The 25232-nt window shown below is 65.5% G+C and carries 32 protein-coding genes; 19 read left to right on the top strand and 13 right to left on the bottom strand.

All coding sequences use genetic code 11. The features are described from left to right. The first annotated feature begins 230 nt into the window (after positions 1–230). Both QM588_RS23685 and QM588_RS23680 read left to right on the top strand, forming a co-directional pair. On the top strand, positions 231–518 hold the full coding sequence (locus tag QM588_RS23685; RefSeq protein WP_094739367.1) for a hypothetical protein: 288 nt from the start codon (positions 231–233) through the stop codon (positions 516–518). A gap of 99 nt (positions 519–617) precedes the next feature. Next, the gene (locus QM588_RS23680; RefSeq protein WP_094739368.1) at positions 618–2342 is read left to right on the top strand and encodes a ParB/RepB/Spo0J family partition protein; all 1725 of its coding nucleotides are present in this window, start codon (positions 618–620) and stop codon (positions 2340–2342) included. A gap of 40 nt (positions 2343–2382) precedes the next feature. Here the strand turns inward: QM588_RS23680 and QM588_RS23675 are convergent, their stop codons facing one another. From QM588_RS23675 to ligD, 3 genes are all read right to left on the bottom strand, one after another. After that, on the bottom strand, positions 2383–2523 hold the full coding sequence (locus QM588_RS23675; protein WP_170944870.1) for a hypothetical protein: 141 nt from the start codon (positions 2521–2523) through the stop codon (positions 2383–2385). A 6-nt stretch (positions 2524–2529) separates the two neighbouring features. Beyond that, complete coding sequence (locus tag QM588_RS23670; protein WP_037174614.1) at positions 2530–2898, bottom strand: histone-like nucleoid-structuring protein Lsr2; 369 nt, start codon at positions 2896–2898, stop codon at positions 2530–2532. Between the two features lie 87 nt (positions 2899–2985). Then, positions 2986–3894 (bottom strand): non-homologous end-joining DNA ligase, encoded by a 909-nt coding sequence (ligD, locus tag QM588_RS23665; RefSeq protein ID WP_283317038.1) that lies wholly within the window; start codon positions 3892–3894, stop codon positions 2986–2988. Positions 3895–4012: 118 nt separating this feature from the next. Here ligD and QM588_RS23660 point away from each other — a divergent pair, with 118 nt between their 5' ends. The 5 genes from QM588_RS23660 to QM588_RS23640 all read left to right on the top strand — a co-directional run bounded on the left by QM588_RS23660 (position 4013) and on the right by QM588_RS23640 (position 9026). Then, positions 4013–5170 (top strand): tyrosine-type recombinase/integrase, encoded by a 1158-nt coding sequence (locus QM588_RS23660; protein ID WP_212669313.1) that lies wholly within the window; start codon positions 4013–4015, stop codon positions 5168–5170. Between the two features lie 3 nt (positions 5171–5173). Further along, positions 5174–5506 (top strand): helix-turn-helix domain-containing protein, encoded by a 333-nt coding sequence (locus tag QM588_RS23655; RefSeq protein ID WP_170949153.1) that lies wholly within the window; start codon positions 5174–5176, stop codon positions 5504–5506. 71 nt (positions 5507–5577) lie between these two features. Continuing rightward, the gene (locus tag QM588_RS23650; RefSeq protein WP_283317024.1) at positions 5578–6438 is read left to right on the top strand and encodes a hypothetical protein; all 861 of its coding nucleotides are present in this window, start codon (positions 5578–5580) and stop codon (positions 6436–6438) included. 157 nt (positions 6439–6595) lie between these two features. Further along, the gene (locus tag QM588_RS23645) at positions 6596–6826 is read left to right on the top strand and encodes a heavy-metal-associated domain-containing protein (protein ID WP_094653568.1); all 231 of its coding nucleotides are present in this window, start codon (positions 6596–6598) and stop codon (positions 6824–6826) included. A gap of 34 nt (positions 6827–6860) precedes the next feature. Further along, positions 6861–9026 (top strand): heavy metal translocating P-type ATPase, encoded by a 2166-nt coding sequence (locus QM588_RS23640; protein ID WP_283317022.1) that lies wholly within the window; start codon positions 6861–6863, stop codon positions 9024–9026. 106 nt (positions 9027–9132) lie between these two features. On the opposite strand, the gene QM588_RS23635 is transcribed toward QM588_RS23640, so the two are convergent. From QM588_RS23635 to QM588_RS23600, 8 genes are all read right to left on the bottom strand, one after another. Next, entirely contained in the window at positions 9133–9777 is a 645-nt protein-coding gene (locus QM588_RS23635) for a DUF305 domain-containing protein (protein ID WP_008720034.1), read from the bottom strand. 85 nt (positions 9778–9862) lie between these two features. Continuing rightward, a complete protein-coding gene (locus tag QM588_RS23630; RefSeq protein ID WP_027494146.1) occupies positions 9863–10285 on the bottom strand; it encodes a DUF6153 family protein in 423 nt (140 codons plus the stop codon). A 73-nt stretch (positions 10286–10358) separates the two neighbouring features. After that, the gene (locus QM588_RS23625) at positions 10359–11720 is read right to left on the bottom strand and encodes an MBL fold metallo-hydrolase (protein WP_008720030.1); all 1362 of its coding nucleotides are present in this window, start codon (positions 11718–11720) and stop codon (positions 10359–10361) included. 57 nt (positions 11721–11777) lie between these two features. Next, positions 11778–12047 carry a metal-sensitive transcriptional regulator gene (locus tag QM588_RS23620; RefSeq protein ID WP_027494148.1) on the bottom strand — a complete coding sequence of 90 codons (270 nt, stop codon included), beginning with the start codon at positions 12045–12047 and terminating at the stop codon, positions 11778–11780. A 79-nt stretch (positions 12048–12126) separates the two neighbouring features. After that, complete coding sequence (locus QM588_RS23615; protein WP_283317021.1) at positions 12127–12900, bottom strand: sulfite exporter TauE/SafE family protein; 774 nt, start codon at positions 12898–12900, stop codon at positions 12127–12129. Then, on the bottom strand, positions 12900–13319 hold the full coding sequence (locus tag QM588_RS23610; protein ID WP_027494150.1) for a DUF302 domain-containing protein: 420 nt from the start codon (positions 13317–13319) through the stop codon (positions 12900–12902). Before QM588_RS23610 ends, QM588_RS23615 begins: the two co-directional genes overlap by 1 nt. Positions 13320–13361: 42 nt before the next feature. Then, positions 13362–13613, bottom strand: a complete 252-nt coding sequence (locus QM588_RS23605; protein WP_027494151.1) for a YgaP-like transmembrane domain — start codon at positions 13611–13613, stop codon at positions 13362–13364. Between the two features lie 28 nt (positions 13614–13641). Further along, positions 13642–15708, bottom strand: coding sequence for an MMPL family transporter (locus tag QM588_RS23600; protein ID WP_027494152.1), 2067 nt, complete (start codon positions 15706–15708; stop codon positions 13642–13644). Positions 15709–16670: 962 nt separating this feature from the next. Here QM588_RS23600 and QM588_RS23595 point away from each other — a divergent pair. From QM588_RS23595 to QM588_RS23575, 5 genes are all read left to right on the top strand, one after another. After that, positions 16671–16928 (top strand): hypothetical protein, encoded by a 258-nt coding sequence (locus QM588_RS23595; RefSeq protein WP_032374125.1) that lies wholly within the window; start codon positions 16671–16673, stop codon positions 16926–16928. A gap of 357 nt (positions 16929–17285) precedes the next feature. Continuing rightward, positions 17286–17450: a hypothetical protein gene (locus QM588_RS23590; protein WP_155419085.1), complete on the top strand. Its 165-nt coding sequence runs from the start codon at positions 17286–17288 to the stop codon at positions 17448–17450. 86 nt (positions 17451–17536) lie between these two features. Then, complete coding sequence (locus QM588_RS23585; RefSeq protein ID WP_037174611.1) at positions 17537–18391, top strand: hypothetical protein; 855 nt, start codon at positions 17537–17539, stop codon at positions 18389–18391. Further along, on the top strand, positions 18388–18732 hold the full coding sequence (locus QM588_RS23580) for a hypothetical protein (RefSeq protein WP_283317019.1): 345 nt from the start codon (positions 18388–18390) through the stop codon (positions 18730–18732). The genes QM588_RS23585 and QM588_RS23580 overlap by 4 nt, the downstream gene beginning before the upstream one ends. A gap of 82 nt (positions 18733–18814) precedes the next feature. Further along, positions 18815–18979, top strand: coding sequence for a hypothetical protein (locus QM588_RS23575; RefSeq protein WP_155291232.1), 165 nt, complete (start codon positions 18815–18817; stop codon positions 18977–18979). 139 nt (positions 18980–19118) lie between these two features. Here the strand turns inward: QM588_RS23575 and QM588_RS23570 are convergent, their stop codons facing one another. Further along, positions 19119–19883, bottom strand: coding sequence for a DUF2510 domain-containing protein (locus QM588_RS23570; protein ID WP_283317017.1), 765 nt, complete (start codon positions 19881–19883; stop codon positions 19119–19121). A gap of 960 nt (positions 19884–20843) precedes the next feature. Here QM588_RS23570 and QM588_RS23565 point away from each other — a divergent pair. From QM588_RS23565 to QM588_RS23555, 3 genes are read left to right on the top strand one after another with little or no spacing between them, the layout of a single operon-like run. Next, positions 20844–21122, top strand: coding sequence for a hypothetical protein (locus QM588_RS23565; protein WP_032382539.1), 279 nt, complete (start codon positions 20844–20846; stop codon positions 21120–21122). 35 nt (positions 21123–21157) lie between these two features. Then, positions 21158–21298, top strand: coding sequence for a hypothetical protein (locus QM588_RS23560; protein ID WP_155289018.1), 141 nt, complete (start codon positions 21158–21160; stop codon positions 21296–21298). Between the two features lie 47 nt (positions 21299–21345). Then, positions 21346–22356, top strand: a complete 1011-nt coding sequence (locus tag QM588_RS23555; RefSeq protein ID WP_080966390.1) for a DUF4192 domain-containing protein — start codon at positions 21346–21348, stop codon at positions 22354–22356. A 185-nt stretch (positions 22357–22541) separates the two neighbouring features. Here QM588_RS23555 and QM588_RS23550 read toward each other — a convergent pair whose 3' ends face one another. Next, a complete protein-coding gene (locus QM588_RS23550) occupies positions 22542–22712 on the bottom strand; it encodes a hypothetical protein (RefSeq protein ID WP_155289019.1) in 171 nt (56 codons plus the stop codon). Positions 22713–23195: 483 nt separating this feature from the next. Between QM588_RS23550 and QM588_RS23545 the strand changes: the two genes are divergently transcribed. The 4 genes from QM588_RS23545 to QM588_RS23530 all read left to right on the top strand — a co-directional run bounded on the left by QM588_RS23545 (position 23196) and on the right by QM588_RS23530 (position 25222). Then, positions 23196–23438: a glutaredoxin domain-containing protein gene (locus QM588_RS23545; RefSeq protein ID WP_008719967.1), complete on the top strand. Its 243-nt coding sequence runs from the start codon at positions 23196–23198 to the stop codon at positions 23436–23438. A 27-nt stretch (positions 23439–23465) separates the two neighbouring features. Further along, on the top strand, positions 23466–23597 hold the full coding sequence (locus QM588_RS23540; RefSeq protein WP_254924082.1) for a hypothetical protein: 132 nt from the start codon (positions 23466–23468) through the stop codon (positions 23595–23597). Between the two features lie 87 nt (positions 23598–23684). Next, complete coding sequence (locus QM588_RS23535) at positions 23685–24281, top strand: DnaB-like helicase N-terminal domain-containing protein (protein ID WP_053068867.1); 597 nt, start codon at positions 23685–23687, stop codon at positions 24279–24281. A gap of 86 nt (positions 24282–24367) precedes the next feature. Continuing rightward, positions 24368–25222: a hypothetical protein gene (locus QM588_RS23530; protein ID WP_048320457.1), complete on the top strand. Its 855-nt coding sequence runs from the start codon at positions 24368–24370 to the stop codon at positions 25220–25222. Positions 25223–25232 lie beyond the last annotated feature (10 nt).

Below are 25232 nucleotides of genomic sequence, written 5' to 3'. Positions count from 1 at the left end.
GGCGAGCATCCATCACCCGTGCCCGCCGCCTCAACCCCTCGCTCCGCTGCGCTACGGCCAAGGCTCCGAACACTTTTCGTCCCGTAGTCGCTGCGCTCCCACGAAAACTGTCCGGCCGAGGGGTTGCCCCGTTGTTCCCGTGCGCTGGTTTCTCTCCTCACGCCAGAAACGGCGAAAAAACGTGGCAGGGCAACAGGGTCCGGCCACCAGTTGAGAAGGGACGTCAGGTCATGCACGACACCATCACAGGACCGAGGACGGTGGGACTGCACACGGCGATCATGGCCGCGATCGGTCAGGTACCGGCGCAGGTCAAGACCCACGCACTCGCGCAGGTCACCGCCTACACCGAGCAGGTCAACCGAGCTGCTGAGGATGCGAATTCGACCACCGTCGATGCGCACCTCGAGCGGGCCGCGTTCTGGGCATGCACCGCCCGCGAAAACGGAGCCAGTGAGGCCGAAATCCACGCCGCACGCCAGGCAGGCCACCACCAGGCAGCCACCGCTCAGCAATAACCCCCAGGCCCGTACAGGCCCGGAAAACAAGAAAACACCGGACAGCTCCTAACTGCCCGGTGTCTCCAACCGAAGAATCTACCAGGGAGAGACACCACCATGACCGCAAGCATCGAAACCACCACCGCCGCAACCGAAGCCCCCACGACCGGCACCACGCCGGTCGTGGGGGCGGGCGAGGAGTTCGCCCGCCTGCACCCCACCGCCCTCGAAGTCGGCCCCAACGTCCGCGACGAGGTCGACACCGATTCGGACGAGTTCCGCGCCGTCGTCGCCTCCATCACCGAACACGGTGTGCTCCTGCCGATCCTCGCGCGCCGCGACGAGGACCGCATCGTCGTCATCGACGGCCAGGTCCGCACCCTCGCCGCTCTCGAAGCCGGGGTCGACAGTGTGCCGGTGCTGATCCGGCCGACTGCGAGCAAGGCCAAGGACCGCGAAATCGAACGCCTCACGCAGCAGGTGAACACCAACGACCGCCGCATCGCGCTCACCGACGGTCAACGCGCGAAGGCCGTGACCGCGATGTTCGAGCTGGGTCTGTCGGCTACCAAGATCGCCAAGACGATGCAGTACGACAACCGGGACACCGCCAAAGCCGCAGGGACAGCGGGTCGCTCGCAAACAGCTCGCGAGGCGCTCGACGCCGGGCAGCTCGACCTCGAGCAGGCCGCGATCGTGGCCGTGTTCGACGCCGACGGCGACACCGAGGCCGTCGAGAGGCTGCTCGACGCCGGGTCGTGGTTCCACTCTGTGGCGCAGGAGCTGATCGCGGACCGCGCCGAACGCAAGGCCCGCGCCGAAGCCGGTACCCCGTATGCCGAGAAAGGTGTGACCGTCCTCGTAGACGAGCCCGACTACGACAGCCCCTACGTCGCCGCTGAGGACTTGGTGACCGCAGACGGAGAGCCGGTCACCGACGCCGTCATCGACGGCGCGGCCGAGCACTGGGCGGTGTGGCTGACTGCCGATGAGCAGATCACCCTCACCGCCAGCGGCGAGGTGATCGAGTCCGAGTCGATCGACTGGGCGACCGAAGGAGCCCCGAAAGCCGTCGCCGCAGAGGGCTACCACCACCACAAGGACGTCACCGTCGCCCAGGTGTGGGTGCCGGAGTACTTCACCGCCGACCCCGACGCGGCCGGTGTGAAACTGGGGCCGATCCTCGCCGCAGCGTCGAGCGAACCCGACGAGGCCGACGACCAGGCCGCAGCCGAGAGGAAGGCACGCGAGAAGAAAGCAGCGCAGGCAGCGCTCGCGGAGAAGGAAGCCGAGAAGGCCACTCGGCGGCGCACCGTCGCACTGAACAAGGCCAGCGCCGCCGCGACGATCGTCCGCAAGGAATGGCTGACGAAGTTCCTCACCCGCAAGACCCTGCCGAAGGGGGCAGGGAAGTGGATCACCGAAACCCTCGTCGACGAGCCGGGACTGTTGACCGAGAACAAAGCGCCGCAGTACCTCACGGAGCTGCTCGGTGTCACCGTGCCTGTCGACACCAGCCCCAGCGCCGGGTACCCCGGTGTCGCGGACAAGGCCGCGCGGCGAGCGCTCGCCGCCACGATCGACAAGACGCCCAGCGAGACCCGCGCGCAGGTGATCCTGCTCGCGCAGATCCTCGCCGCCTACGAAGCACGAGTGAGCGGCAAGGGCAACGACTCCTGGCGTCGTACGTCCTGGGGTAACCAGGACAACTACCTGGGCTTCCTCGACCAGCACGGCCACGTGCTGACCGTGGTCGAGCAGGCCGCAGCCGGAATGCTCACCCCCGAGCAGGCGTACGACGCCCTCACCGCGCCCAGTGAGGACAACGCCGCCGACCAGTAACGGAGTAGGGGTGGCGGGCACATTCGGTGCCCGCCACCCCTCATCCATCGCCGGACAGTATCGGCCCCACAGCGCAGGTGGGGAAGCGTCCCCGGCCCGGGTCGAGGGGGCTGCCGCCGCCCTCGAGCTCCCCCGCTCGACGCCCCACCACCGCACTGCCCACGACGGCCAGGCGGCTCACGAGAGGTCAGTGCGCGGCGTTGTAGGCCTCTTCGATGGCGGCCGGGATGCGGCCGCGATCGCTGATCTCGTAACCCTCGTCGGCGGCCCACTGCCGGATCGCGCGTGTCTGCGCCGGGTCACGGGTGGCCGGTGTCCCGGTTTTAGCGGGCGTCGTCGCGCCGGCGGGGGAGGGCTTACGCTTGCGGCCACCGACCCGAGTGGAATGCTCGATGTAGTAGTCGAGCTTCCTGTGAAACTCGGTGGCGTTCTTCGCTTTCAGGTCGATCACGTACTCGACGCCGTTGACCGCGAATTCGATGGTCTCGCCGGATTCGTCGTCGATGACCGACCCGTCGATATCGTCCACCAATTGGGTTGTCACTCGTTTGGCCACAGCCGGAAACCTTTCGATCACACGCAATGTCAGGGACTCGGTTACCGGCCAGCGTAACCAACGAATGTGGCGGTGAGCTGCACCCTTTCATGTCACGACGTCGCGGGGTGCGATGTCGGATCGGATTCCTTTGAATGCGGGATGCCGTAAACGTCCCGTTGCTGATTGTTCGCGGTATTCCACGGTCGCCACCAATTCCGGTGTCACCCAGGACACTCCGACTGCGTCGGTGCGCGGGACCGGACCGTGCAGCGCACTGCCGGTACGGGTGCGCTCGGTGAGTGTGCTCCGTAGCTCTCGGCGCATCTGATCGGTGAAACCCGTTCCTACACGGCCGATGTAGACCAACTCGCCCGCCTCGTCGTACGCTCCGAGGAGCAGAGCCGCCAGTGTCCCGCCGGCTCGCCCGCCCGTTGGAACCCATCCGCAGATCACGCCTTCGCGTGTGTTCCGGATAGGTACCTTGATCCACGACGGCGACCGGATCCCCGATCGGTACACCGACTCCGCTTTCTTCGCCACGACCCCCTCGATGCCGTTGTCGGTGGCAATGCCCATCAACGTCTCGCCGTCGATTCCCGTCATGGTCGGCGGCACCTGTACCCGCCGCCCGTCGGCCACGCCGAGGCCCTCGAGCAGCGCACGGCGCTGCGTGTAGGGCAGCGTCCGGACCGATTCGCCGTCGACGTCGAGGACATCGAACACGAAATACGTCACCGGGGTCGACCGCAGCAACGCCGCCGACGGGCGCGCGACATGCATTCGGCGTTGCAGCAGCCCGAAATCGGGCCGACCGCCCGAATCCAGTGCCACCAACTCGCCGTCCAGGGTCACTGATCGACCCGCCGTCGTATCCGACAATGCCGCCGCCACGTCCGGGAACGAGGCAGAGATGTCGTTTCCGTTGCGCGAGAACAGCTTCACCCGCGATGCGCCGTCGACAACGCTGACCCCGCGTTGGCCACTGGAGTCCGCACGGGTTCGATCGGCTGCCAGGAACCGGTGTAAGCCCAGGTTCCCTGGTCAGAGCAACGATTCTTCTTCATTCCGTGGTCGCTCAAATTTCATCAGTTACTCGTAGATTCTGCGAGTTCCTCGCATAAGTTCACTGTTCGTGTCAGATTTCGCTACTCGTCGGCAGCGACGTATCGCTGCCGACGGCGCATCGAGTGCCGCGCGGGTCGGCAGCGGGGAACTTGCGGACGTCGAATCGCTGCAGCGGCTGGCGTCGGCGTCAGGGGACGACGAACACGACTTTTTCCGTAACACGCTGGTCGAATACGGATGGGCCAGAGATGTGGCGGGTCTGAGCCCGGCGACGTTGCAGAGAATCATGTATCCCGTGATCGAGATATGCGATTACTTCGATTGTGTGCCATGGCGATTGACCCAGAAACAGTTCGATCAGTACTTTGCCGGTCCCGGTAAGCGCAGTCACGCAACCATCCGCAAGAAGACAGTTCAGATCGACAACTACTACCGATTCCTCGAGCACCGCTACGCCGGCGAGCTGCTCCGAGCGTTCGGTGTCGGTGTCGAGTCACCGGTCGACCCGTTCAACCGGCCGAGACACAGAGGTGATTTCGCGCTGCGGATTCCTCCCACTCGACGAGCGATGACAGCGTTCTTCGCCGAGTGGAGAGAGGCCCTGCCGCGCTCACGCAAGTACCACGTGAGCGCGCGCGACTACACCATGGCGAAGATTGCGTACCTGTCCGGTGCGCGCGCGTCGGAGCTGTGTGCGGTGAGGATCGGCGACATTCATTGGGAAGCGGGACAGTGGGGCCGCTTCGTCGTCGTGGGTAAGGGCGCTCGCGGATCAGGTCCACGCGAACGGCAAGCGTTTCTCTTCGAAGAGGGGAGAGAGCTGCTGTGGTGGTATCTCGAACAGATCCGGGGCGAGTTCAGCGACGACCCGACCGACGCGGGCGCACCGTTGTGGCCATCGGAACGCTTGCCGACCGCCGTCGCGGCGCTCAACCTCGCCGTTGCACCCGCGATTCAGCCCTCGACTTTCCGCCGCAATCTCAAAGCTGCGTCGCACCTTCATCTGAACGGCCCGGTGCGCGAGCTCTACCCCCATCTGCTGCGTCACGCCTGCGCCACCCACAACTACCAACAAGGCATGCCCTTGTGGGATGTGCAGAAGATGCTCGGCCACGAATGGGCGAGCACCACTGTGGGCTATTTGGCGTCGGCCGGAGCCGACCCGGAACGGTCTGTCATCGAGTCGACACAACGCGCCGTGCGGCGCTTGAGTACGGAGAATTAGAAGATGAAATGGAACCTGCGCATGGTTGCGGCGCAACGCGACATCTGGCGTCCGACGCAGCTACTCAAAGCATTCGAGCAGGTCGACTTCCACCCGTCACTGAGCAAGACTGCGGCCCTGTGGTCTTCGGCGCCGGTCACGATCCGTCTCGATGACCTGGACAAGATCTGTGCGGCGTTGAACTGCACTGTCGGTGATCTGATGCTGGCGGAAGCTGTTCACAGCGTGGATCTCGACGCAGCTCCAGCACGCGCAATCGGTGATCGGTCGGGCCCGGCCGCACCCGCTACCGGGACCAGGAAGCGCGGAGCCCGCCGCGTCCCACCTCCCAACTGATGTCGGAACGAAACCCTGCCGATGGGGTGGCGGCAAGTAATGCCGCCCGGCACACCGAGCGCACCATACGGATGATCGAGCAAACACCCGCGCAGTTCCGCGACGACGTGCAGGCGTGGGTCACTGCGTTGGGCGGCCGCGGTCGACGTAAGTCCAGACCGCTGACGGAAGTGACCATTGCCCTCTATCTCAATTTCGCGCAACCGGTCTTGCACGAATGGGCTGAGACACACCAAAGCCTGCGATCTGTCGAAACTGTCGACATCGAGCGCGCGCTGAGCCGTCACTCAGGGCAGTCGAGACGCAACGTGCACACGGCCCTGAGGTCGCTCTTCCGCGGACTCAAACGCGAACGTCGCATCTTCGCCGACCCTGCCCGAGAGGTCGCTGGTCGGTACAGCCGCAGGATCCTCAGACCGTTGCCGTCCGACCGCGTGCATGGGCTGTTCGATCAGCTGAGCAGGCCCGATGACCGGGTGATTCTGGCGCTCGTCGCGGTCCACGCGCTGACGATCGAAGAGGTCATCGGCTTCCGACTCGACCATCTCGACCGTTCGGCAGGACGAGCAACCGTCACCCGTACGCACACCCGCCACACGTTCTGGTTGGACGAGTTCACCGCTGAGGTGCTCCGCGACTGGCTGATCTACCGTCAGCTGCGGTGGCCGACCAGCACGAATCCGTACTTGCTGATCACCCGGATAACTGCGCCTACCGCACTGCCGGGCAGTCGCCACTACATCACCCGGCCATTCCGTGACCTCGGCATCACCGCCCGCGAACTGCGTGTCGATCGCATCCTCGACGAGGCCGCCCACAGTGGCGACCCAGTTGCCCTGATGACCGTGTTCGGTATCGGCACCACCACTGCGGTCCGCTATGTCAGGACTGCGCACCCAGGCCGATTCGACGTAGACCCCACCGCACCATGACTCGATCCGAAGTTCGGCCAACGGACTGGTCTTCGCCGCAGGTTCGTAAGCCACTCGACGCAGCCAACGGCCTTCCGAAACATACGGGGAGGGGGTACTGTCTGACATGTCATCCGGATACCCCCAGGGGGTATCTAAGCAGCCAGAGGAGCGCGACATGATCACCACGAATTACAAAGTCACGGGCATGACCTGCGGTCACTGCGAAGCATCGGTCCGGGAAGAAGTAAGCACCGTTGCAGGAGTCGACACGGTCGAGGCATCTGCAGCTGCGGGAACGCTGACGGTGACCAGCGCCGAAATGCCTGACCACGCCGGGGTCATCGCAGCCGTCCGCGAGGCTGGATACACAGCCGAACCGCAACCCACAGATTCGCGCACCGCGTAACCGCTGAACCTGGTGGAGAGAAGGATTTACCGCAATGAACAGCCACACACATGCCGACGCTGGCGGAGCCGAGACAGCGGACACGCTGCCGGGCCACGATGCATCCGAACACAGCGCAGCCCACTCCGGCCATGGCGAGAAGGAACACGAAGGCCATACCGGTCACGGTGGCCATGCCGGTCATGGGGACCACGTCGGCATGTTCCGTCGCCTGTTCTGGATCATGCTGGTCCTCGCCGTTCCGGTGATCGTTGCCTCGAACATGTTCGCGATGCTCCTCGGATACTCACTGCCCGACTCGTCGTGGATCGCCTGGGTCTCCCCGGTGCTGGGCACCGTGATGTACGCCTGGGGTGGTTCCCCGTTCCTCACCGGCGCAGTCAGCGAAATCCGTTCACGTGCACCAGGAATGATGCTGCTCATCGCGCTCGCGATCACCGTCGCATTCGTCGCGTCGATGGGAGCAAGCCTCGGCCTGCTCGATCATCAGCTCGACTTCTGGTGGGAACTGGCCCTGCTGATCGTGATCATGCTGCTCGGGCACTGGATCGAAATGCGATCCCTCGCGCAGACCACCTCCGCTCTGGACTCGTTGGCGGCGCTGCTTCCGGACACCGCCGAACGCGTCGACGGCGACGATGTGGTGCCGGTGCCCCCGTCCGAGCTGCAGCTCGGTGATGTCGTCGTCGTGCGCCCCGGCGGCCGCGTACCGGCGGACGGCACCATCGTCTCCGGATCGGCGAGCATGGACGAATCGATGATCACCGGCGAATCACGCACCGTCCGCCGCAGCGACGGCGACCAAGTCGTCGCCGGCACTGTCGCCACCGACTCCGGTCTCCGCATCAAGGTCACCGCAGTAGGGGAGGACACCGCCCTCGCCGGCATCGGCCGCCTGGTCGCCGACGCCCAGAACTCGACCTCGCGCGCTCAGCGCATCGCCGACACCGCCGCCGGCTGGCTGTTCTGGTTCGCTCTCGGATCTGCGATCATCACCGCTGCGGTGTGGACTCTGGTCGGGATGCCCGACGACGCCGTCATCCGCACCATCACCGTGCTGGTCATCGCCTGCCCGCACGCACTCGGACTCGCGATCCCGCTGGTGGTCTCCATCGCCACCGAACGCGCCGCCCGCGGCGGTGTTCTGGTCAAGGACCGGCTCGCACTCGAAACCATGCGCACGGTGGACACCGTGCTCTTCGACAAGACCGGGACCCTCACCAAGGGTGAACCCACCGTCACCGCAATCGAGGTGACGAACGGGCGCACCGCCGACAATGTCCTCGCTTTGGCTGCTGCCGCAGAAGCCGACTCAGAGCACCCACTCGCACGGGCTATCGTTGCGGCCGCACGCGCGCGGAACCTGACCGTCCCGGCTGCAGCCGGCTTTCAGTCGTCCCCCGCCGTCGGGGTCGCAGCCGACGTCGACGGCACCCGCGTACAGGTCGGCGGGCCCGCGCTGCTCGAGCAGGAACACGGATCCGAACTCGCCGTCGCCGACCGGTGGCGCGGCGACGGGGCGATCATCCTGCACGTCCTCGCCGACGGGGCCGTGATCGGTGCCCTCGCGCTCGCCGACGAGATCCGGCCCGAATCACGCACCGCGATCGACGCGCTTCACGCCCGCGGAGTCGCGGTCGTGATGATCACCGGTGATGCCGACGCCGTCGCGAAGTCCGTCGCCACCGAGCTCGGTGTGGACCGCTACTTCGCCGGGGTGAAACCGGAAGACAAGTCCCACAACGTCGCTGAACTCCAGAGCGAAGGCCGTACGGTGGCGATGGTCGGCGACGGAGTCAACGACGCCCCAGCTCTGGCGCAGGCCGATGTCGGTATCGCGATCGGGGCCGGCACCGACGTCGCAATCGCATCGGCCGGAGTGATCCTCGCCAGCGACGACCCGAGGTCGGTGTTGTCGGTGATCGAACTCTCGCGCGCCTCGTACCGAAAGATGAAGCAAAACCTCTGGTGGGCAGCGGGATACAACCTCATCTCGGTTCCGCTCGCGGCAGGAGTGCTCGCGCCGATCGGGTTCGTGCTGCCGATGTCGATCGGCGCGATCCTGATGTCGCTGTCGACGATCATCGTCGCTGCGAACGCACAATTACTGCGTCGACTCGACCTCACACCCGACACCATCACCGGAGCGGTGAACGAGGGGAGTTCCAACCCTCCGTCGCAGCGCACACCGTCACTGTGAGAGCTGATCTCGTACCGGAAACGCAGCCCTGACAATTGTGGAACGTTGATGGCCGCACCTTCTCCGCCGGAGAGGATGCGGCCATCGTTGTCTATAGCGGGCCGGGTCAGCCGAGCAGCCGCTGCATGGTGTCGATTTCCTGCTGCTGGGTGGCGACGATGGTGCGGGCCATCTCCAGGGCGTCAGGATTGGAACCGTCCGCGATTTCGGTGTTCGCCATCTCGATGGCGCCGGTGTGGTGGGCGATCATCATCGTCAACCACTGGCGGTCGAATTCCGGTCCCGACGCTGCCATCAACGCGTCCATGTCCTGAGCGGTCATCATGCCGCTGCCGGAGCTGTGGTCCATCCCGCCCATGTCACCCATGTCACCCATGTCACCCCTGTCCATGTCGGGCATGGGCTGGCCCCACTCGGTGAGCCAGGTGGTCATCTGGTCCATCTCGGGCTGTTGCGCGGCGGCGATCGCCGATGCCAGCGACAGCACCTCCGGGTTGTCGGTGCGGCCGTTCGCCATGTCGGCCATCTCGACTGCTTGGGCGTGATGCGGGTACATCATCTGCGCGAACATCACGTCGGCATCGTTGAACTCTGCGGACGCGCTTGCTTGGGCCGAGGACATCGGTGCCGAGGACATCGATCCCATCGCATGGCCGTCCATCGACGAATCGGCCGCGTTGTCGCTACAGCCGACGACGAGGAACGCGCTCGCGGCGGCAGCAGCGATCGAGGCAATGACTTTGGTACGCATGAGGAAACTCCTTGCAAGAGTGGGTAGTGCAGAGAATTGGATGTCGTTCGATCCGCCGACAGACACGCGTCTGCCGGGCTCCCTGTCACACTCGCAAGGTCACCGATCTGTCCAACTCCCATAACGTCCACGGCGGCGCACGCTCAAGCGTGGAGTCGGCCCGTCCAATGATCCGGTTCACCGATGTCGGCGCCAGGTCGAGGGCTGCGCTCATCGCCGGGACCGTCAGCGCGGGCCACGACACCGTCGTGCCGACGCAGGGATGCATCATCTGGTGCCCCGACGGGCAGTCATGTTCCCCGGTCATCACCGGAACCGTGGCGTCCGTGTGGGACGGTGCTGCGAACGAGGCATGGCCGCCGCTCATCGATGTGGACATCGAGCCGGTCACGGGCATCGACATCGGTGTCACCGAATGCATCAACAGGACACCGAACACCGTCAGTGCAATCAGTAAAGCTGCCGTCGGAGCTGTGCCCCGTCGACCGTGCCGATTCACTGAGTGCATGCGGCCGATGATACCAACATATACCCCCTGGGGGTACGCCTGTCTCGTCGCGTTCGGTCGTCGAAGCATTTCGTCATGTCTTCGAGGTGTCGAGTCCGAGATCTGTTGCGCGGTTGTAGTCGTCGTCGATGAGCACCACGCTGCGATGTTCCCGGTCGAGTAGTGAGGCCGCGATCGAGGCGCGATAGCCGGAGGCGCAGTGCACCCACACTTTGCCGTCGGGAACTTCTGCGAGTCGGTGTGGCAGTTCGTGGAGGGGAATGTTGATCGCACCGGGGATGTGGCCGTCCGCGTATTCGGACTGTTGACGGGTGTCGAGCACTGCAATGTCCGAGTCCTCTGCGGCGAGTCCGGCGAAGTCGGACACTTCGTAGGACCGTACGCGCCCGTCGCTGGCGAGCGAATGAATCTCTCCGACAGCGGAGCCGGAGGGGTGGTCGATGCCGATACGTGCCAACTCCCTTGTGGCCTCGTCGATTTGATCGGATGTGTCGCCGATCAAGGTCAGCGGCGCACCCCACTGGTAGAGCCAGCCGAGGTAGGTGACGAATGTCGTCGACAGCTCGAAGCCGAGGGAACCGTCGAGATGTCCGGCAGCGAAGGCGGTGCGTGCGCGGAGGTCGACGACCCATTGTCCGTCGTCGATGCGGCGGCGTAGTTCGTCGGGGTCGACGGGTTCTGGGGTGGACAGGTCGATCGGTGCGGGGCCTTCGGTGTTGATGACGCCCATGTGGGCGTAGTACGCGGGGTAGGCCGACAGTCCTGCGATCAACTCGTCGACGTAGGTTTGTTCGTCCTGGGTCAGCGCGGGATTGGACTGTTGCTGTTCACCGATGGTCGACGAGTCGCCGCTGGTGGGGGTCGCGGAGCAGAAGCTACCGAATCCGTGGGTGGGGTAGACCTCGACGTCGGCGGGGAGTTCGGCGGCGATTCGACGGACCGAGTGGAACTGGGCATGGGTGAGCTCGTCGGTGTGTTCGGAGCCGAGTAGGTCGGTGCGGCCGGTGGATCCGTAGAGCATCGAGCCGCCGGTGAAGATCGCGATCGGTTCGTCTCCGAGTTGCAGTACGTAGCTGACGTGATGATGTGTATGGCCCGGGGTGTGCATGACCTGAAACGTCGCCGATCCCGCGTCGACGACATCGCCGTCCCCCACTGCCCGTCGCTCGAATTCGACCGGGTCACCCTCGGGCACAACGTATTCGGCTCCGGTGGCGCGTGCGAGTTCGAGTCCGCCGGTGACGTAGTCGTTGTGGATGTGGGTTTCGAGTACGTGGGTGATCGCGGCGTTCTTCTCCGTAGCCAGTGCCAGGACGCGGTCGATGTCACGTTGGGGATCGATCACGACGGCGATGCCGTCGTGGCTGATCAGGTAGCTGCGGTCGCCGAGGCTCGACGTTTCGATGATGGCGATGTCTGGATCGGTGGTGCTCACGGGGTACTCCTACGGTGTAATCGGGTCGGCCTCGTTTCTGACGTGAAACGTCCTCGTTCAGGCCAGTGCGAGGAAGAGCTTTTCCAGTTCTGCTTCGGTCATGGGCTCTTTGTTGTCTGCGGTGTCGCCGGTCATGCATTCACGAAGGCCGGTGGCCACGATCTTGAATCCGGCTTTGTCGAGGGCGCGGGAGACGGCGGCGAGTTGAGTGACGACGTCTTTGCAGTCGCGTCCGTTCTCGATCATGCCGATCACACCGGCGAGTTGGCCGTGTGCGCGGCGCAGACGGTTGAGTACCAATGCGATGCTGTCTTCGTCGCCGATCATTGCGGTCTCCTGAGGGTGTGTGATGGTGGTAGTCCTTCCAGATTACCCCCGGGGGCATCGGTTCGGTGTGTGCAGTCGGTCATGAAAGAACGAGGGTGTCGACAAGTACATAGCCCGCGACGGCGAACACCAGGTAGGCGAACCACGTGCGCAGCTTGTCGGTGTCGATGCGTGTGCTCAGTTTTCCGGCGACCAGCGAGCCTGCGATCGCCGCACCGGCGAACGCGGCTGTCAGTGGCCAGTTCCCGCCGAGCCCGTCGGCCTGAGCGATCAGTCCGGCGGCGGAGTTGGCGACGATGACCACCAGCGACGTTCCGACAGCGACACTCATCTCGATTCCCAGCAACAGCACCAGAGCGGGGATGATCAGAAATCCTCCGCCGACGCCGAACAGTCCGGTGAGGACACCGACCCCGAACCCGGTCGGTATGGACCGTGGTGCGCATCGCCGCCAATCGATCCCGGAACTTCCTGTCTTGCGAGCGGTTCCGACATCGTCGGTGCTGCGCAGCATCCGCGCCCCGGCGATGATCATGACGATCGCGAAGCCGATCATCACTGCGGCCTCGGGCAGATGCCTGCCCAGGACGCTGCCGACCAGCGTGCCGACGATACCGGTGGCCGCGAAGATCGCCGCCAGTCGCCATTCGACGAGCTTCGCCCGCACCTTGGGGATGGCCCCGGTCGCCGAGGCGACACCGATCACCAGCAACGATGTCGGTATCGCCTCCGACAGGTCCATTCCCAGGGCGTAGACGAGAACCGGGACGGCGAGGATCGACCCGCCGCCTCCGAGGAGACCGAGCAGGATGCCGACGGCGACGCCGAGGACCAGTGCCAGCGTCAGGGTCATCAGCTGTGGGCTGCGTCCTGGCCACCGAGTGCGTCGATGGCGGCCTGGAGCTTGGTGGTGGCCTCGGCCGCGACGTCGGACAGTGCTGGCTCGCCGGTCGCTTGGACCATGATGTCGGGGTTCATCGCTTCGACAATGACCGATCCGGAAGCGGAGGTGTCGGCGCGGACGACGACATTGCACGGCAACAGCAAGCCGATCTGGCGCATGACCCCGACGGCGCGGTGCGCGAGGGACGGATTGCAGGCACCGAGGATCAGATACTGCTCCATGTCCTCGCCGAGCTTGGCCTTCAACGTGGCCTGCATGTCGATTTCGGTGAGAACACCGAAGCCCTGATCTGCGAGGGAGGCTTTGACGGCGTCGACTGCGGTGTCGAAGTCGGTGTCGGTCAGAGTGGTCGAGAGTGCGATGTTCATAAGGGAAGTTCCTTTCGGTCGTCGAACTGCGGTGATCTGGGCCTACCCGATTCGGGGCTGGCGAATACTCGGCACGCCCACCCTGGTGAGAAGCGCGCTGGCCGGGCACCAGCCGACCGCTGCGTAAAGGGCGAGGTTCGCGGCAGCGAACGCGCTGAGCAGTCGCCACTGCGGTGCGTGGAGTTCGCCGAGGGCCAGGCCGGTGGCGGTGACGCCGGCGGCGAGGGCGGGGACGATACGTTCGATCGGCCAGCCCGCGAACGCGGACGAGCGAGTGGTGTTCGGATCGATCATGATTGCTCCGTTCGGGTTGTAAGGGTGGTCAGTGCGAGAAGCTGATCGAGGGCAACACCTTGCGCAGCCAGGCCGGTGACCACCATGCGGCGTGTCCGCTCAAACGCAGCAGGACCGGCAGCAGGATCAGCCTGATCAAGAAGGCGTCGAGCAGTACCGCGACGCCGAGGATGATGCCCATCTCCTTCGGTGGGAGCGGATCGGAGAGTGCGAAGGTGAAGAACACTGCGACCATGACCGCGGCGGCGGCGAAGATGACCCGGCCGGAGTGGGCGAGGCCGTCGACCTGAGCGGCTTTCGGGTCCCCGGTCTTCTCGTAGTGCTCTTTCGCGGTGGCGAGCAGGAACACTGTGTAGTCCATGGCGATGGCGAAGATCATCGCGAAGAAGAACACCGGACCCCAGCCGTCGAGGAAGCCTTGCGGGGTGAATCCGAGCAGTGATGCGCCGTGCCCGTCCTGGAAGATCAGCTTCGCGACCCCGAACGCTGCGGCGGTCGAGAGCAGACTGACTGCGGTGCCGAGGATCGCGATCAGCGGTGCTTGGAGGGCGACGAGCAGCAGGATGAAACCGAGCGCCAGAATGATACCGATCACCAGCGGTAGGTAGTCGTTCAGTGCTTGCTGCAGATCGAGGTTCTCCGCTGGGGCACCGCCGACCAACGCCGACTCCGGGAGTTCGGCGCGCAGGTCACCGAGGATGGTGCCCATTCTCTCGTCCGAGGGGTCAACGGTGGGAAGTGCTTGTAGCAGTGAGTAGTTTGAGCCGTCCGCGGCAGGCTGGGGCGGAGTGACCATCGAGATCCCGTCGACGGTACTGGCTGCCGTGGCGGTCGCGGCGGCATCCGCGGACGGGACGACGATCTGCAGTGCGCCGGGTGCGCCGGCACCGAACTGGGCCTGGACGAGCTCGTAACCCTGGCGAACCGGTGCGTCTTCGGGGACGACGGCGATCGAGGGCATCGCCACTTTCAGTCCGAGGACCGGAAGGGCCAGCGCAATGAGGATGCCGACGGAGACCAGAGCGAACGGCCAGGGGTGCTTGTGGAGCAGTTCACCCCAGGCTGCGAATTTCGGGGAGCGGTGCTGCTGGCGCTTGGCGTAGGGCAGGGAGGCGGCGTTGACCTTGGAACCGAGTGCACCCAGGGTTGCGGGGAGCAGGGTCATGGTGGCGATCAGCACGAAGGTCACGGCGAGCATGATGCCGACGGCCATGGTGCGCACCGCCGGTGCGGGAACGAGCAGGACGGCCGAGAGGCTCACCAAGACCGTCAGACCGGACAGGACCACGGCTTTGCCTGCGGTGTCCATGGTTTCGGCGACCGCGGCACGTGGATCGGCGTTGCGCAGTGCGTCGCGGAACCTGGCGACGATGAACAGGGCGTAGTCGATTCCGAGGGCGAGGGCGAACATCATCGCGAAGTTCATCGCCCACACCGAGATCGGCGTGACGCCGTTGAGCAGAACGAGTCCGCCTGCGGATGCGACCAGGCCGGCAACGGTGAGTAGCAGCGGCAATCCCGCGGCGACGAGGGAGCCGAACGCGAGCACCATGATCGCCAAAGTGACCGGCCAGGAGAACAATTCGGCCTGAATCATGGCGTCGTGGTTGGCCTTGTTGAAGTCCGACCACAGTGCGGAGGATCCGGTCGGGTAGACCTCGATGCCGTCGCCGGAGAGTTCGGTCAGCTCGCCCTTCACCTCGTCGACGGCCTTGACCATGTCGTCGGTACTCGCGTTTGCGCCGGCGATCAAGATGCCGGTGTGACCGTCGGGACTGATCGTCATGCCCGGCTGGGGGGCGATGACCTCACCGAAGCGAGTGTCACCGTCGAATACGGCCGCGACGTCGGTGAGTGTCTGCTGCATCGCTGCGTCTTCGATCGTGGCGGTGTCGGAGTGAACGACCACCTGCACTGCTGCAGAGGAATTGCCGCCGAAATGCTGCTGGGCGAGCTCGCGGACCTGGACGGATTCGGAACCGTTGGCCTGCCAGCCGGCCCCGGCCAAGGATGAGAACACCGATGGTGCAGCCGATCCCAGTGCAACGAGGGCGATCAGCCAGATGCCGAACACCCACCGGCGGCGGGCGACCATCGTGCTTCCCAGGCGGCCTAGTGCGCCGGGTGCCGGTGGCCGATGGCGGTCGTGGCGGCCGGTGGCCGCCGCGGTAGCGGGCTTGGTCACAATTGCTTCTCCTAATACGGGTGGGGGTATTCAGAAGTGTTGAAGACGCCCAGAGATTCCTGCGAAATGCAGTGGAGTGCTGTTGGGGTGGGGGTCAGCGACGAAACAGGGAACGAAAGAAGTTGTCGCGTGTAGCTGGGGCGGGTGTCTCCATGGAGCAGGAGCACTGCTGCGACCGCGGAACGTTCTTCATGACGCTGTCGACATGTCGACCGCAGCCAGCCCAGGTGGTCTTACCGCATGCCGGGCACGGGACGGGGTAGCACATGGCGGTCCTTTCTGGCGGGTACATCACTACTGTGACACATACCTAGGGGGGTATGCAAGTACCCGTGGGGGTATGAGGGAAGGGGTGGGCCGGAGCCGATCGGTAGACGGCAGTGGTTTTGCCGGATCCAACGCGAGGCTGTGCTGGCGGCCGCAGGAGGCGTTTGATGGTCGCCAGTCTGCGAATGCGGTTGTCCCTCAGGGGTTGATGCTCCACCCACGCGCGAGTTGCGCCGCTATCGTCCGCGAGTTTCTGTGAACCCGCGCAGTTGCGTCCCACTTCCATTCCCACACCCAGGCCGGTCCGGACGGGAGCGGCCCAGGAGTGGCGAGCATCGGAGACAACGGATTCGGGGGCATCGACGACGAATGCCCGCGTAGGGGATCGGCGAACCATCGAAAGCCGACCGCAGGCGGTCGCACGTCCCCTCCGGGGCCGCCCCATATGGGTCACCAATTTGGTCGTACGAGTCGCCCGAGTCTGACATGCCGGGGACCCCGACCAGTCAACCCACGGTCGCAAGCTCCCTCTGCGAGGTTGACAGGCCACCCTCGTCATGTCGATCGGGGACGTCTCATCCGAACCTTTGGAAGGTGTCCCTGTCATGAACAACAACCTGCTCAACGATCACCAGATCATCACCGAGCTCATCGGCAATGCCGCTCAGCTCCCCGCCGAAGATCCGCGCGCGGCCCGGTGGGCCACCGAAGCGCTCGCGCTCGCCAGCGCAGCAGAGCTGCCCCTCCTCATCGAGGAGGCCGAAGGAGTGCTCGGACGGATCGAGCACGACACCACCTGCCGGTGGTGCGCCGGGCAGCCGGGAGCAGCCATCCCGGTCGGGTCCTTCTGGTGCACCCACTGAGCACCAGGCCCTCCGGGGGTCCCGGTCCCACCACGGGGCCGGGACCCCCCTTTTTTGTCTCCCGCACAGGCTGGAATACCACCGACAGCACTGTCGTTGTAGGACTTGACGGCGTTCGATCCCAATGCCCCGGGTACCAACCATCAGCCGCTACGAGCGGCCATCTGCCGAGAGGCGCACTGGCGAACACCGTCACCCAACATCGAACAGGGCTGCGCATCACAGATGCGCGGCCCTGTTTCGTTCGAAGCGGCCCGTCGACGCGGCCACCGCCGCGCCTCCGAACCTTCTCGTCCAGTCATTCGAGTAAATGACTGTTGCCGGAACCGCCGCACCACCCCGTGCGTCCAATAAGACATGGACGACGACGAGCGCGCAGCAATCCGATCGGAAGGCCACGACCCCGACCACCCGGCCGTCTCCCAGGCCCTCGACCAGGTCAAACACGCTCTACGCCTGTACCGGCACCTCGCCTGGACCTTCACTGCGGATGACCTCGACGGCTGCGCCGTTCCTCGCTGAACCTGCTCACCAGCACATTCGACTATCGAACACGCGTTCGATAGTCTGGCGGTAGTTCCTACCGGCACGGCGAAAGGTCGATCCCCATGGCCACCGCCGACGCCATCCCCGACCTCACCGGCCTCGACAAAGCCACCCAACTCGACGTCCTACGCCGCCGCATGGCCACCGTCCCCGGCGGCCGCCGCGACCACGCACCCACCGACCTCCCCACCATCACCGCACCCGAACCAGCGGCACCCACCACGGGTGGTACGGACCTCGCGGGCGAGGCCGACGACCCGGAGCCGCTCAGCGGCGCTGTACGCGGCAAAACCCTCCGCACCATGCCCGTACCCCCACCGCTCGCCGCGCTGCTCCCACGCCGAGCCCTGGCCCGCGGAACCGCCGTCACCGTCACCGGCGCCGGGTCCATGCTCATCGCCCTCGTCGCCGAAGCCTCCGCCGCCGGCCACCACGTCGCCCTCATCGGCCAACCCCGACTGAGCCTGCTCGCCGTCCACGAACACGGCGGCGACCTCGCGAAAGTCCACCTCGTCGATCCCGGGGCAGGTGACCCGCTCGACGCCGCCTCGATCTGTCTCGACGGGCTGGATTTGGTCGTCACCACCGTGCACGGCCGAGACGTACCCCCAACGCGCGCAAGGGCTTTGCTCGCCAGGAATCGTCGACATGCCAGCATCCTGGTCCTGACGGATGGACACATGCCCGGTACCGATCTCACGATCGCCTCCACCGTCGCCGGTTACGGCGGAATCGAACAGGGCCGAGGGCGCATCAAATCCATCACCCTCGAAACCACCGTCCACGGCCGCGGAACACCACACCGCACCGGCCGCTACACCCTCACCGCCCCCACCTTCGGCGAAACAGGCCTGCGCTGGACACCCGCACCTGCCGACGACCTCACCGTCCACCGGCCCGTCGCCGTCGCGCAATGACCACCGACAACGAGGCCGGCATCTTCGATGCCTGGCCCACCACCTTCGAACCACCCACCCGCCGCATCGTCGACCCACCCAAATCGGTGAACGTCAACATCGCGCTCGCCATCGGACGATCCGGAAGCGGAGGATTCCGCGACACCACACCTTTGAAAGTCCGCGCCGAGGGCTTGGCCATGGACAGCATCGTCGAAGGAACCTTGTACGCCTGGGCACGGACCGGTACCGGCGATTGGCTTGCGAGCGTGTCGTTTTCGATCCCCACCGGCAACAAAATGGGACGGCTCGACCTCGATCGGCAGTGGTGCCCCGCCGCCGCCATCACACCTATTACATGACCGACACCACCACCGCAGAAGCCATCCGGATCGGCCTCGAGCACCGACAATCAACACACACCACCGCAGCACAGGAGACCCCGTGAATATCGGCGACCGCTACCACCTCGCACCCGGCGCACCCGGCATCGTCGTCGTACGCGAGATCCAAGACGGAGGTCTGGTGCTCGTCGAAAACGAGACACCAGGCCCCGGCGTCTACCCCTACCTCGTCAAACCCGACACCCTCGTACCCGCCACCACCTGACCGGCAGCACCCAAAAACCCTAGGGTGGAACGGTGGACGAGGGAAGCTGGGCACGCTGGGCCATCATTTACCTGGCTCTAGTTTTGAGAGACGAGAATGCTCTCGGCCGACCCTTGAGCGTTTCCTGAGGGCTACGGCGTCATCGGGTGAGGTCCACGACGCACGCGTCGACGGCCTGGACCTCGGGATCTCCGGGGGATACGTCCAACTCGGAGCTGGCTCGCGGCCAGCTCGTGGTGTTCCGCGCTCCTCCGGTCGAAGAGTAGACGGTGCCGTTGGCGACGACCCAGACATCGGATCGGTTCTCGACACCACCTGTGGCGTCGAGGGTGGTTCCGCCGATGTAGGTGTAGTCGCCGGCGTCGATGACCGTGCCGTTGGTCAGGGTCAGCCCAGATTCGGAAAAGCCGGAGGAGACCAGATCCACCAGCGACTGATTCGCGGGGGCGCATCGCGGATCGGATTTATACGTCGCGGGAGCAGGGGGAACGACGGCCACAGCTGACGTCGTGGTCGTGGTCGTGGTTGGCGGCACGGTGGTAGTGGCCGGCGGGGTGGTTGTCGACGGGGCGGGCGTCGACGTTTCTTGTGCCGCTGCGCTCGACGTCGTGGATTGTGCAGCAGCCTGAGAGTCGTCGAAAGGCTCGTCGTCGCCGAAGACGGCACCGAGCACGCCGATCACGACGAACGCCGCGACGATGCCACCGACGATCTTGACCGCGCGGGGCACGCCTGCCCGTGCGGGCCGGCCGGGTTCAGCGGCACCGGTGGGCGCTGATTCCTCCGCTGTCGGCTCTGTGCCGGGTTGTGTGTGTTCGGTCCATTGGGTTCCATCCCAGTACCTGATCAGTCCTGGTTCGCCCGGGTCTGGGTGCCATCCGGGCGGGGGTGTGGGGCTGGTCATCGGAGTGTCCATTCGTCGTTTTCGGTGATTGTTTGTCGAATCCGAATCGCCGGCAACCCTAAGCATCAATGTTGCAAGACTTCGTCCTCGTCGCGAAAATTCGTCCTGGTTGGGAACGATGCACTAAAACCAGGTCGCTACCCCTACCTCGTCGAACCCGACACCCTCGTACCCGCCACCACCTGACCGCTCTAACCACGACGCCGACGGAGCCGCCGAAGGTTCGCAGCATGAAGCCTCGCCGCCCGCTCCTCCGAATCGACCCGCAACGGATACCTGCACTGGGAACAGAAGTTGTCCAGCGGCAACGGAATCGGGCTACTGCACCGAGGACAGTCATCCAAATGCGACCGACTCGTCACGGCCTCCACCTGTATATCCATAGGCGGTGACCCTGCCACAGGCCACCGACAACCACAGTCCGGCTACCGACACAACTCCCCGCCATCGCGAGGCAAGACACCCTCTCACATCCAATCAGCGCTACCGCGACACCGAGCGTCGTCACCCTCCGTCGCTCCCGCACAATCACGTTCACAGCCGTACCCCACTACCGCGCCGCCGTAGAGCACCAGCTCCGGCGGCGTTCTGCGTCCCACCACCAGCGGCCGGCCACGTCCACAGGCAGGCCCTGGCGGGCCACACGCACCCCTACGGGCTGCACCGAATCGAACTCCGCTGCGCTCCGCACTCGAAAGAGCGAAAAGAATCAATTTCTTTGTGACGTGGTGGCTTCTCCGAGCATTCATCACCCGTGACCTCCGCATCAACCGCCGGCGTCCGCTCCGCTCCCGGCCCAAGGGCTCCGAAAACTTTTCAAAACGCCTCCGGCTGAAAACTTTTCGGCCCGACCCTTGACACTCCGGCCCCGTGCGCTGACTTCTCTCCCCAGCCACCACGGCACAAAGAAATTGACAGGGCAGCAGGTCCGGCCACCAGTCGAGAGGGAAGAGGCCCGTCATGCACGAGGACTACTACGCAGCAATCAAGAACAACCGGCTCTACGCAGGCGCGCTATGCGACTGCCGCGACTACAACTGCCCCGCAGGTGCCATCCCCGACCTCCCGTGCATCAACGAAGACACACGCGGCGCTCCCGACAGCTCGCCATGCGAAGACCACGACTGCCCCACCTGCTACGAGCACACCATCGACTGGTTCGACGTAACCGTCCCCGGCCCGCCGTCCATCACCGAACGAATCCGCCGCTTCCTGCGCAACCTCACCCGCACACGGTGAGACCCAGCAGCAACCAACCACAGGGAAGGACCGTCATGCGAGCACAACACCCCACCACCGCCGACGAAATCGACATCATCGTCCACCGCCACGGCAGCCGGAAAGTTCGCCGCACCGTCAAACGCGCCAGCGCACGCCGCGACCGCCGCACCGCACGCCGCGAGCTCCGCCACTGAAAACCGCGCTACCCCAACCCATCCCGCACACACCGAAAGGCATCACCATGACCCAACACCGCATGTCCCTCACCACCGCCGCAGACACCCTCGCCGCCATCCCCGCCCTGCTCGGTTTCACCCCCGACAACTCCGTCGTCATCATCGCCCTGGCCGACGACGGCAACGGCTCCCACCTGGTCGCGCCCACCGCCCGCGTCGACGCCCACCAGGCCGAAGCCGCCGCAGGCATCATCACCGACGCGCTCACCCGGCAGAACACCCCCATCACCGCCGTCATCCTCGCCGCCATCGCAGACACCACCCACGCAGGCGCAGCCCTGATCGGACTCGACGCCATCCGCGACGCGCTCGCCGCCGCCGGAATCCGCACCATCCGCGCCCTGCACACCTACAGCCTCACTGCAGGAACGACGTTCACCGATCTCGACCGCTTCACCGACGGCACCATCCCCGACCCCGCCACCACCGCACTCGCGACCGCCCGCACCGCAGACGGAGCCGTCATCGCCGCATCACGCGCCGACCTCGAGGCCCGATACGCCCCCACCACGGAGATTCCCGAATCCCTCGCCCTCGCCGCCGCCGCCACGATGGGCGCCGACTTCCTGCCCGTCACCTTCGACGAGCTCGCCGCCGTCATCCACGCCCGCGAAATCCCCAGCGCCGACCTCACCGCCCGCGTCGGCCTGGCACTGGCGACCGGGCACCTCGAGGTCCGGGACGCGTTCCTGGCCATGTCCGTTCACGGAGACGCCGACGCAGCCGACGCGTTCACCCGCATCGCCGCCCCGCTACGCGGCACCGCCCGCGCGAACGCTCTTACCATCGCCGCCTACTTCGTGTACTGCACCGGCGACGGCGCAGCAGCTCACGCAGCACTACAGGCCGCCGAACGCACCGCCGAACGAGCCAACGTGCCGCTGCCGAGCCTGACGGGAATTCTCCTCCGCGTCCTCAACGCCGGAATGCCACCGGAAGAGGTCAGGGGGATCGGCGCAGTCATCACCCCCGACTACATCGCCGCCCACATCGGCGCAGTACAGAGCTACACCTGACACCCGCCGCCGAGCGTGGCCACCGGTTCGAGGTGGCCACGCCCGGCAATCGCAGGTCGCGGGCGCGGGGCCGGTGCATCGGGCATCGAGCCCTCACACCGACAAACGCGCCGCCCGCAGCAACGACAGAAGAGCAGGCGGGTGGCGGTGAGGTCAGGCGTGGCAGAGAAAGAGCGGAACAGCGTTCAGAGGGACGTCGGACGGGCCGGCCACGCCATATCGACGTCGGCGGCGGGTGGACGGGTGTCCTCAACCGGAACACCGGCGACGATCGCATCGAGCGCCAGCTCCGACGGCGGCGGCTCAGCGTTCACCACAGCTTTGGACAGGGCATGTTCGATCCGCGAGCGCTCCATACCCCAGCACCCTACCGACCAGCACGAACACAACTACGGCCACGAGCTCCGCGCCCGCGACGACAAAGGGGAGGTTCTTTTCGGCCCGTCTGACTGCGCAACGAGAATGCATCACCCGTCGTCTCCCGGATCAACCCCTGGCTCCGCTCACGCTTCGGCCCACAGGGCCCAGCACGACTGTTCGCCCGACCCGTACTCGCTGCGCTCCCTGGCGAACACTCGCACCGGCCAGGCATTGACCGTCGACGCCGTGCGCCGCGTCTCTTTTCCGCGCCACCCGGAAGCGAAAAGAACGCAATAAAGGCAGCCCGATATAAGGATCCACACCCGTTTTCGAGGGGCCCGTCGGGCATCGAAAGGGGTAAGTACAAAACGCCGAAAACTGTTATAGCGCAACATAAATGACTGTATTTACACCTGGTGCAAAAGTCGTTTGTGACGTAGAATAGAAGCCAATAGAACAATTCCGAGAAGGAGGCAACCATGTCCATCACCGTGTACACGAAACCGAATTGCGACCAATGCGATGCAACGAAACGACGGCTCGACAAGCACGGTCTCCAATACCGAATCGTCGACATCACCGAAGACGACACCGCCCGCCACTTCGTCACCTCCGAGCTCGGCTACCTCCAAGCACCCGTCGTGGTCGTCGACCGAAGCGACGGTGACCGCGAAGACTGGTCCGGTTTCCGAATCGGCCGACTCGACGCACTCGCAGCCTGACACCCCCACCGACACAGGAGAACCGCCATGCACCTCGTCCCCGCCTACATCCCCGACGCCGACTACATCGACCGCCAGATCGATGCCGAACTCGCAGCAGAGCGCGACACCGAACAGAACGACACCCCGTACGGCGACGCCGAGCAAGTCGCATCGTGACCACCCCCGAAGGCGCGGCCGCCAGCAATCCCGCACCCGTTCACGACGACTTCTGACCCGACACAGACACGAACGCGAGGCCCGACGATGAACGCACTACGCGCAGTCCCCACACCCGGCGACGACCCGGCAGCGCAAGCACGCGCGGACCTCGCACCCGTACAGGACCTCGACACAGAGGTCGAACCCGGCTACGACCCGGCCACCGACCCCGAAGCAATGCTCCTGTGCGCCCTGATGGACGTCCGTAACCAGAGCGCCAACGGTGCGGACGTCGAGCGGATCACCAGCACGCTCACTGCGGCGGACTTCGAGGATCCCGCGCACGCACGCATGTACGGCCACATCGTCGACCTCATCACCGCCGGCCAACCCCACGACTTCGCCTCCGTCACCGGCGCACTCATCCGATCCGGAGCCGACGGAGCCAAAGACGCCCCGCTACGCAAACGCCTCATGGGCATCGTCACCGCCGGCGCGCACTCCGTCGCGGCCGTGCACTACGCCGACAACGTCCTGTCCCAGTCCTACCGCCGCAGCTTCCACATCGCGGGCCAACGACTGACTCAGGCCGCCGAAGAAGCACCCGAAGCCGACCTGTTCGACTTTATGGTCGAACTAGGCACCCGGCAGCGAGCAGCGTTCAACAGGCTCAACAACTTTCGGCAACCACCGACCTCCTGAACGAACCCGCAGGGATACCGGTCGGCGCGTCGACGACGCCGAGGGCACTACGGTGCTCTGCGGGCCACAATCGAAAGACGAGGACAGTGACAGAGACAGGTGAGCACGCCGAACGGCCGCCACAGGGCGCGCCGGACCGCACGAACGCACCCCCGACCGGTGCCGCTGTCGATGCGGGTCTGCCCGTCCACGTCCGCGCGCAGATCGCTGCTGTCGTCGACGCGTCCGGCGACCTCGAGCGCGTCCCGACCGGCAGCGGTGCACTGACTGTGCAGGTGTGCTCGGCATCGGAAACCTCGTACGACGCCGCGACGTGGAGCACCCTGGGCACCTACCGCGCCGTTGACGCGGCAACCTTGGCGGAACGGCTGCTCGACGCTCTCGGGGACAGTGCGAACATCGGCACCGACCTGGGGGTCCTCATCGTCACCCACACCCACACCGACACCCTGGAGGCATCGGCCATGACCGCACCCACCGCCGACGGAACCCGCGCGCCGGCCGCGCCGCTGCTCACTCTCGACCTCGCCAAAGCCAGCGTGCTCGACGACGACTTCGAGTGGCCCGAACCGGGCAGCGCGCAAGCGTTGTGGACGCCCCACTGGCTGCTGCAGGCCGCGATCAACTCCGGGGCCGTCACCTACGACCGGCGGTTGTGGGGCGAGCTCGCACTGTCGGCCGAGTTCACCGCCCCGAACCGGCACGAGCTCCAATTCGTGATCACCTACGAGATCGACGGCGCACCGAACATCGTCGACGGAGACACCACCGACTACCCGAGCAACTTCAATGAGCTCTCCGACGAGGAGCAGAATGCCGTTCCGTCGACGCTGGTCCCGAACCCGGAGACCGCAGCGTCGTGGCTGACATACCTCGTCGACGCCTTCAACGCCGTGCACGCGAGCACCGACAAGCTCGTCCGCGGCTGGCCCCAGCACTAGAACCCCGCCG

The sequence above is a fragment of the Rhodococcus sp. IEGM 1354 genome (genome assembly GCF_030056855.1).
Lineage (GTDB): Bacteria > Actinomycetota > Actinomycetes > Mycobacteriales > Mycobacteriaceae > Rhodococcoides.
This window is presented reverse-complemented; position numbering and strand designations above follow the sequence as displayed.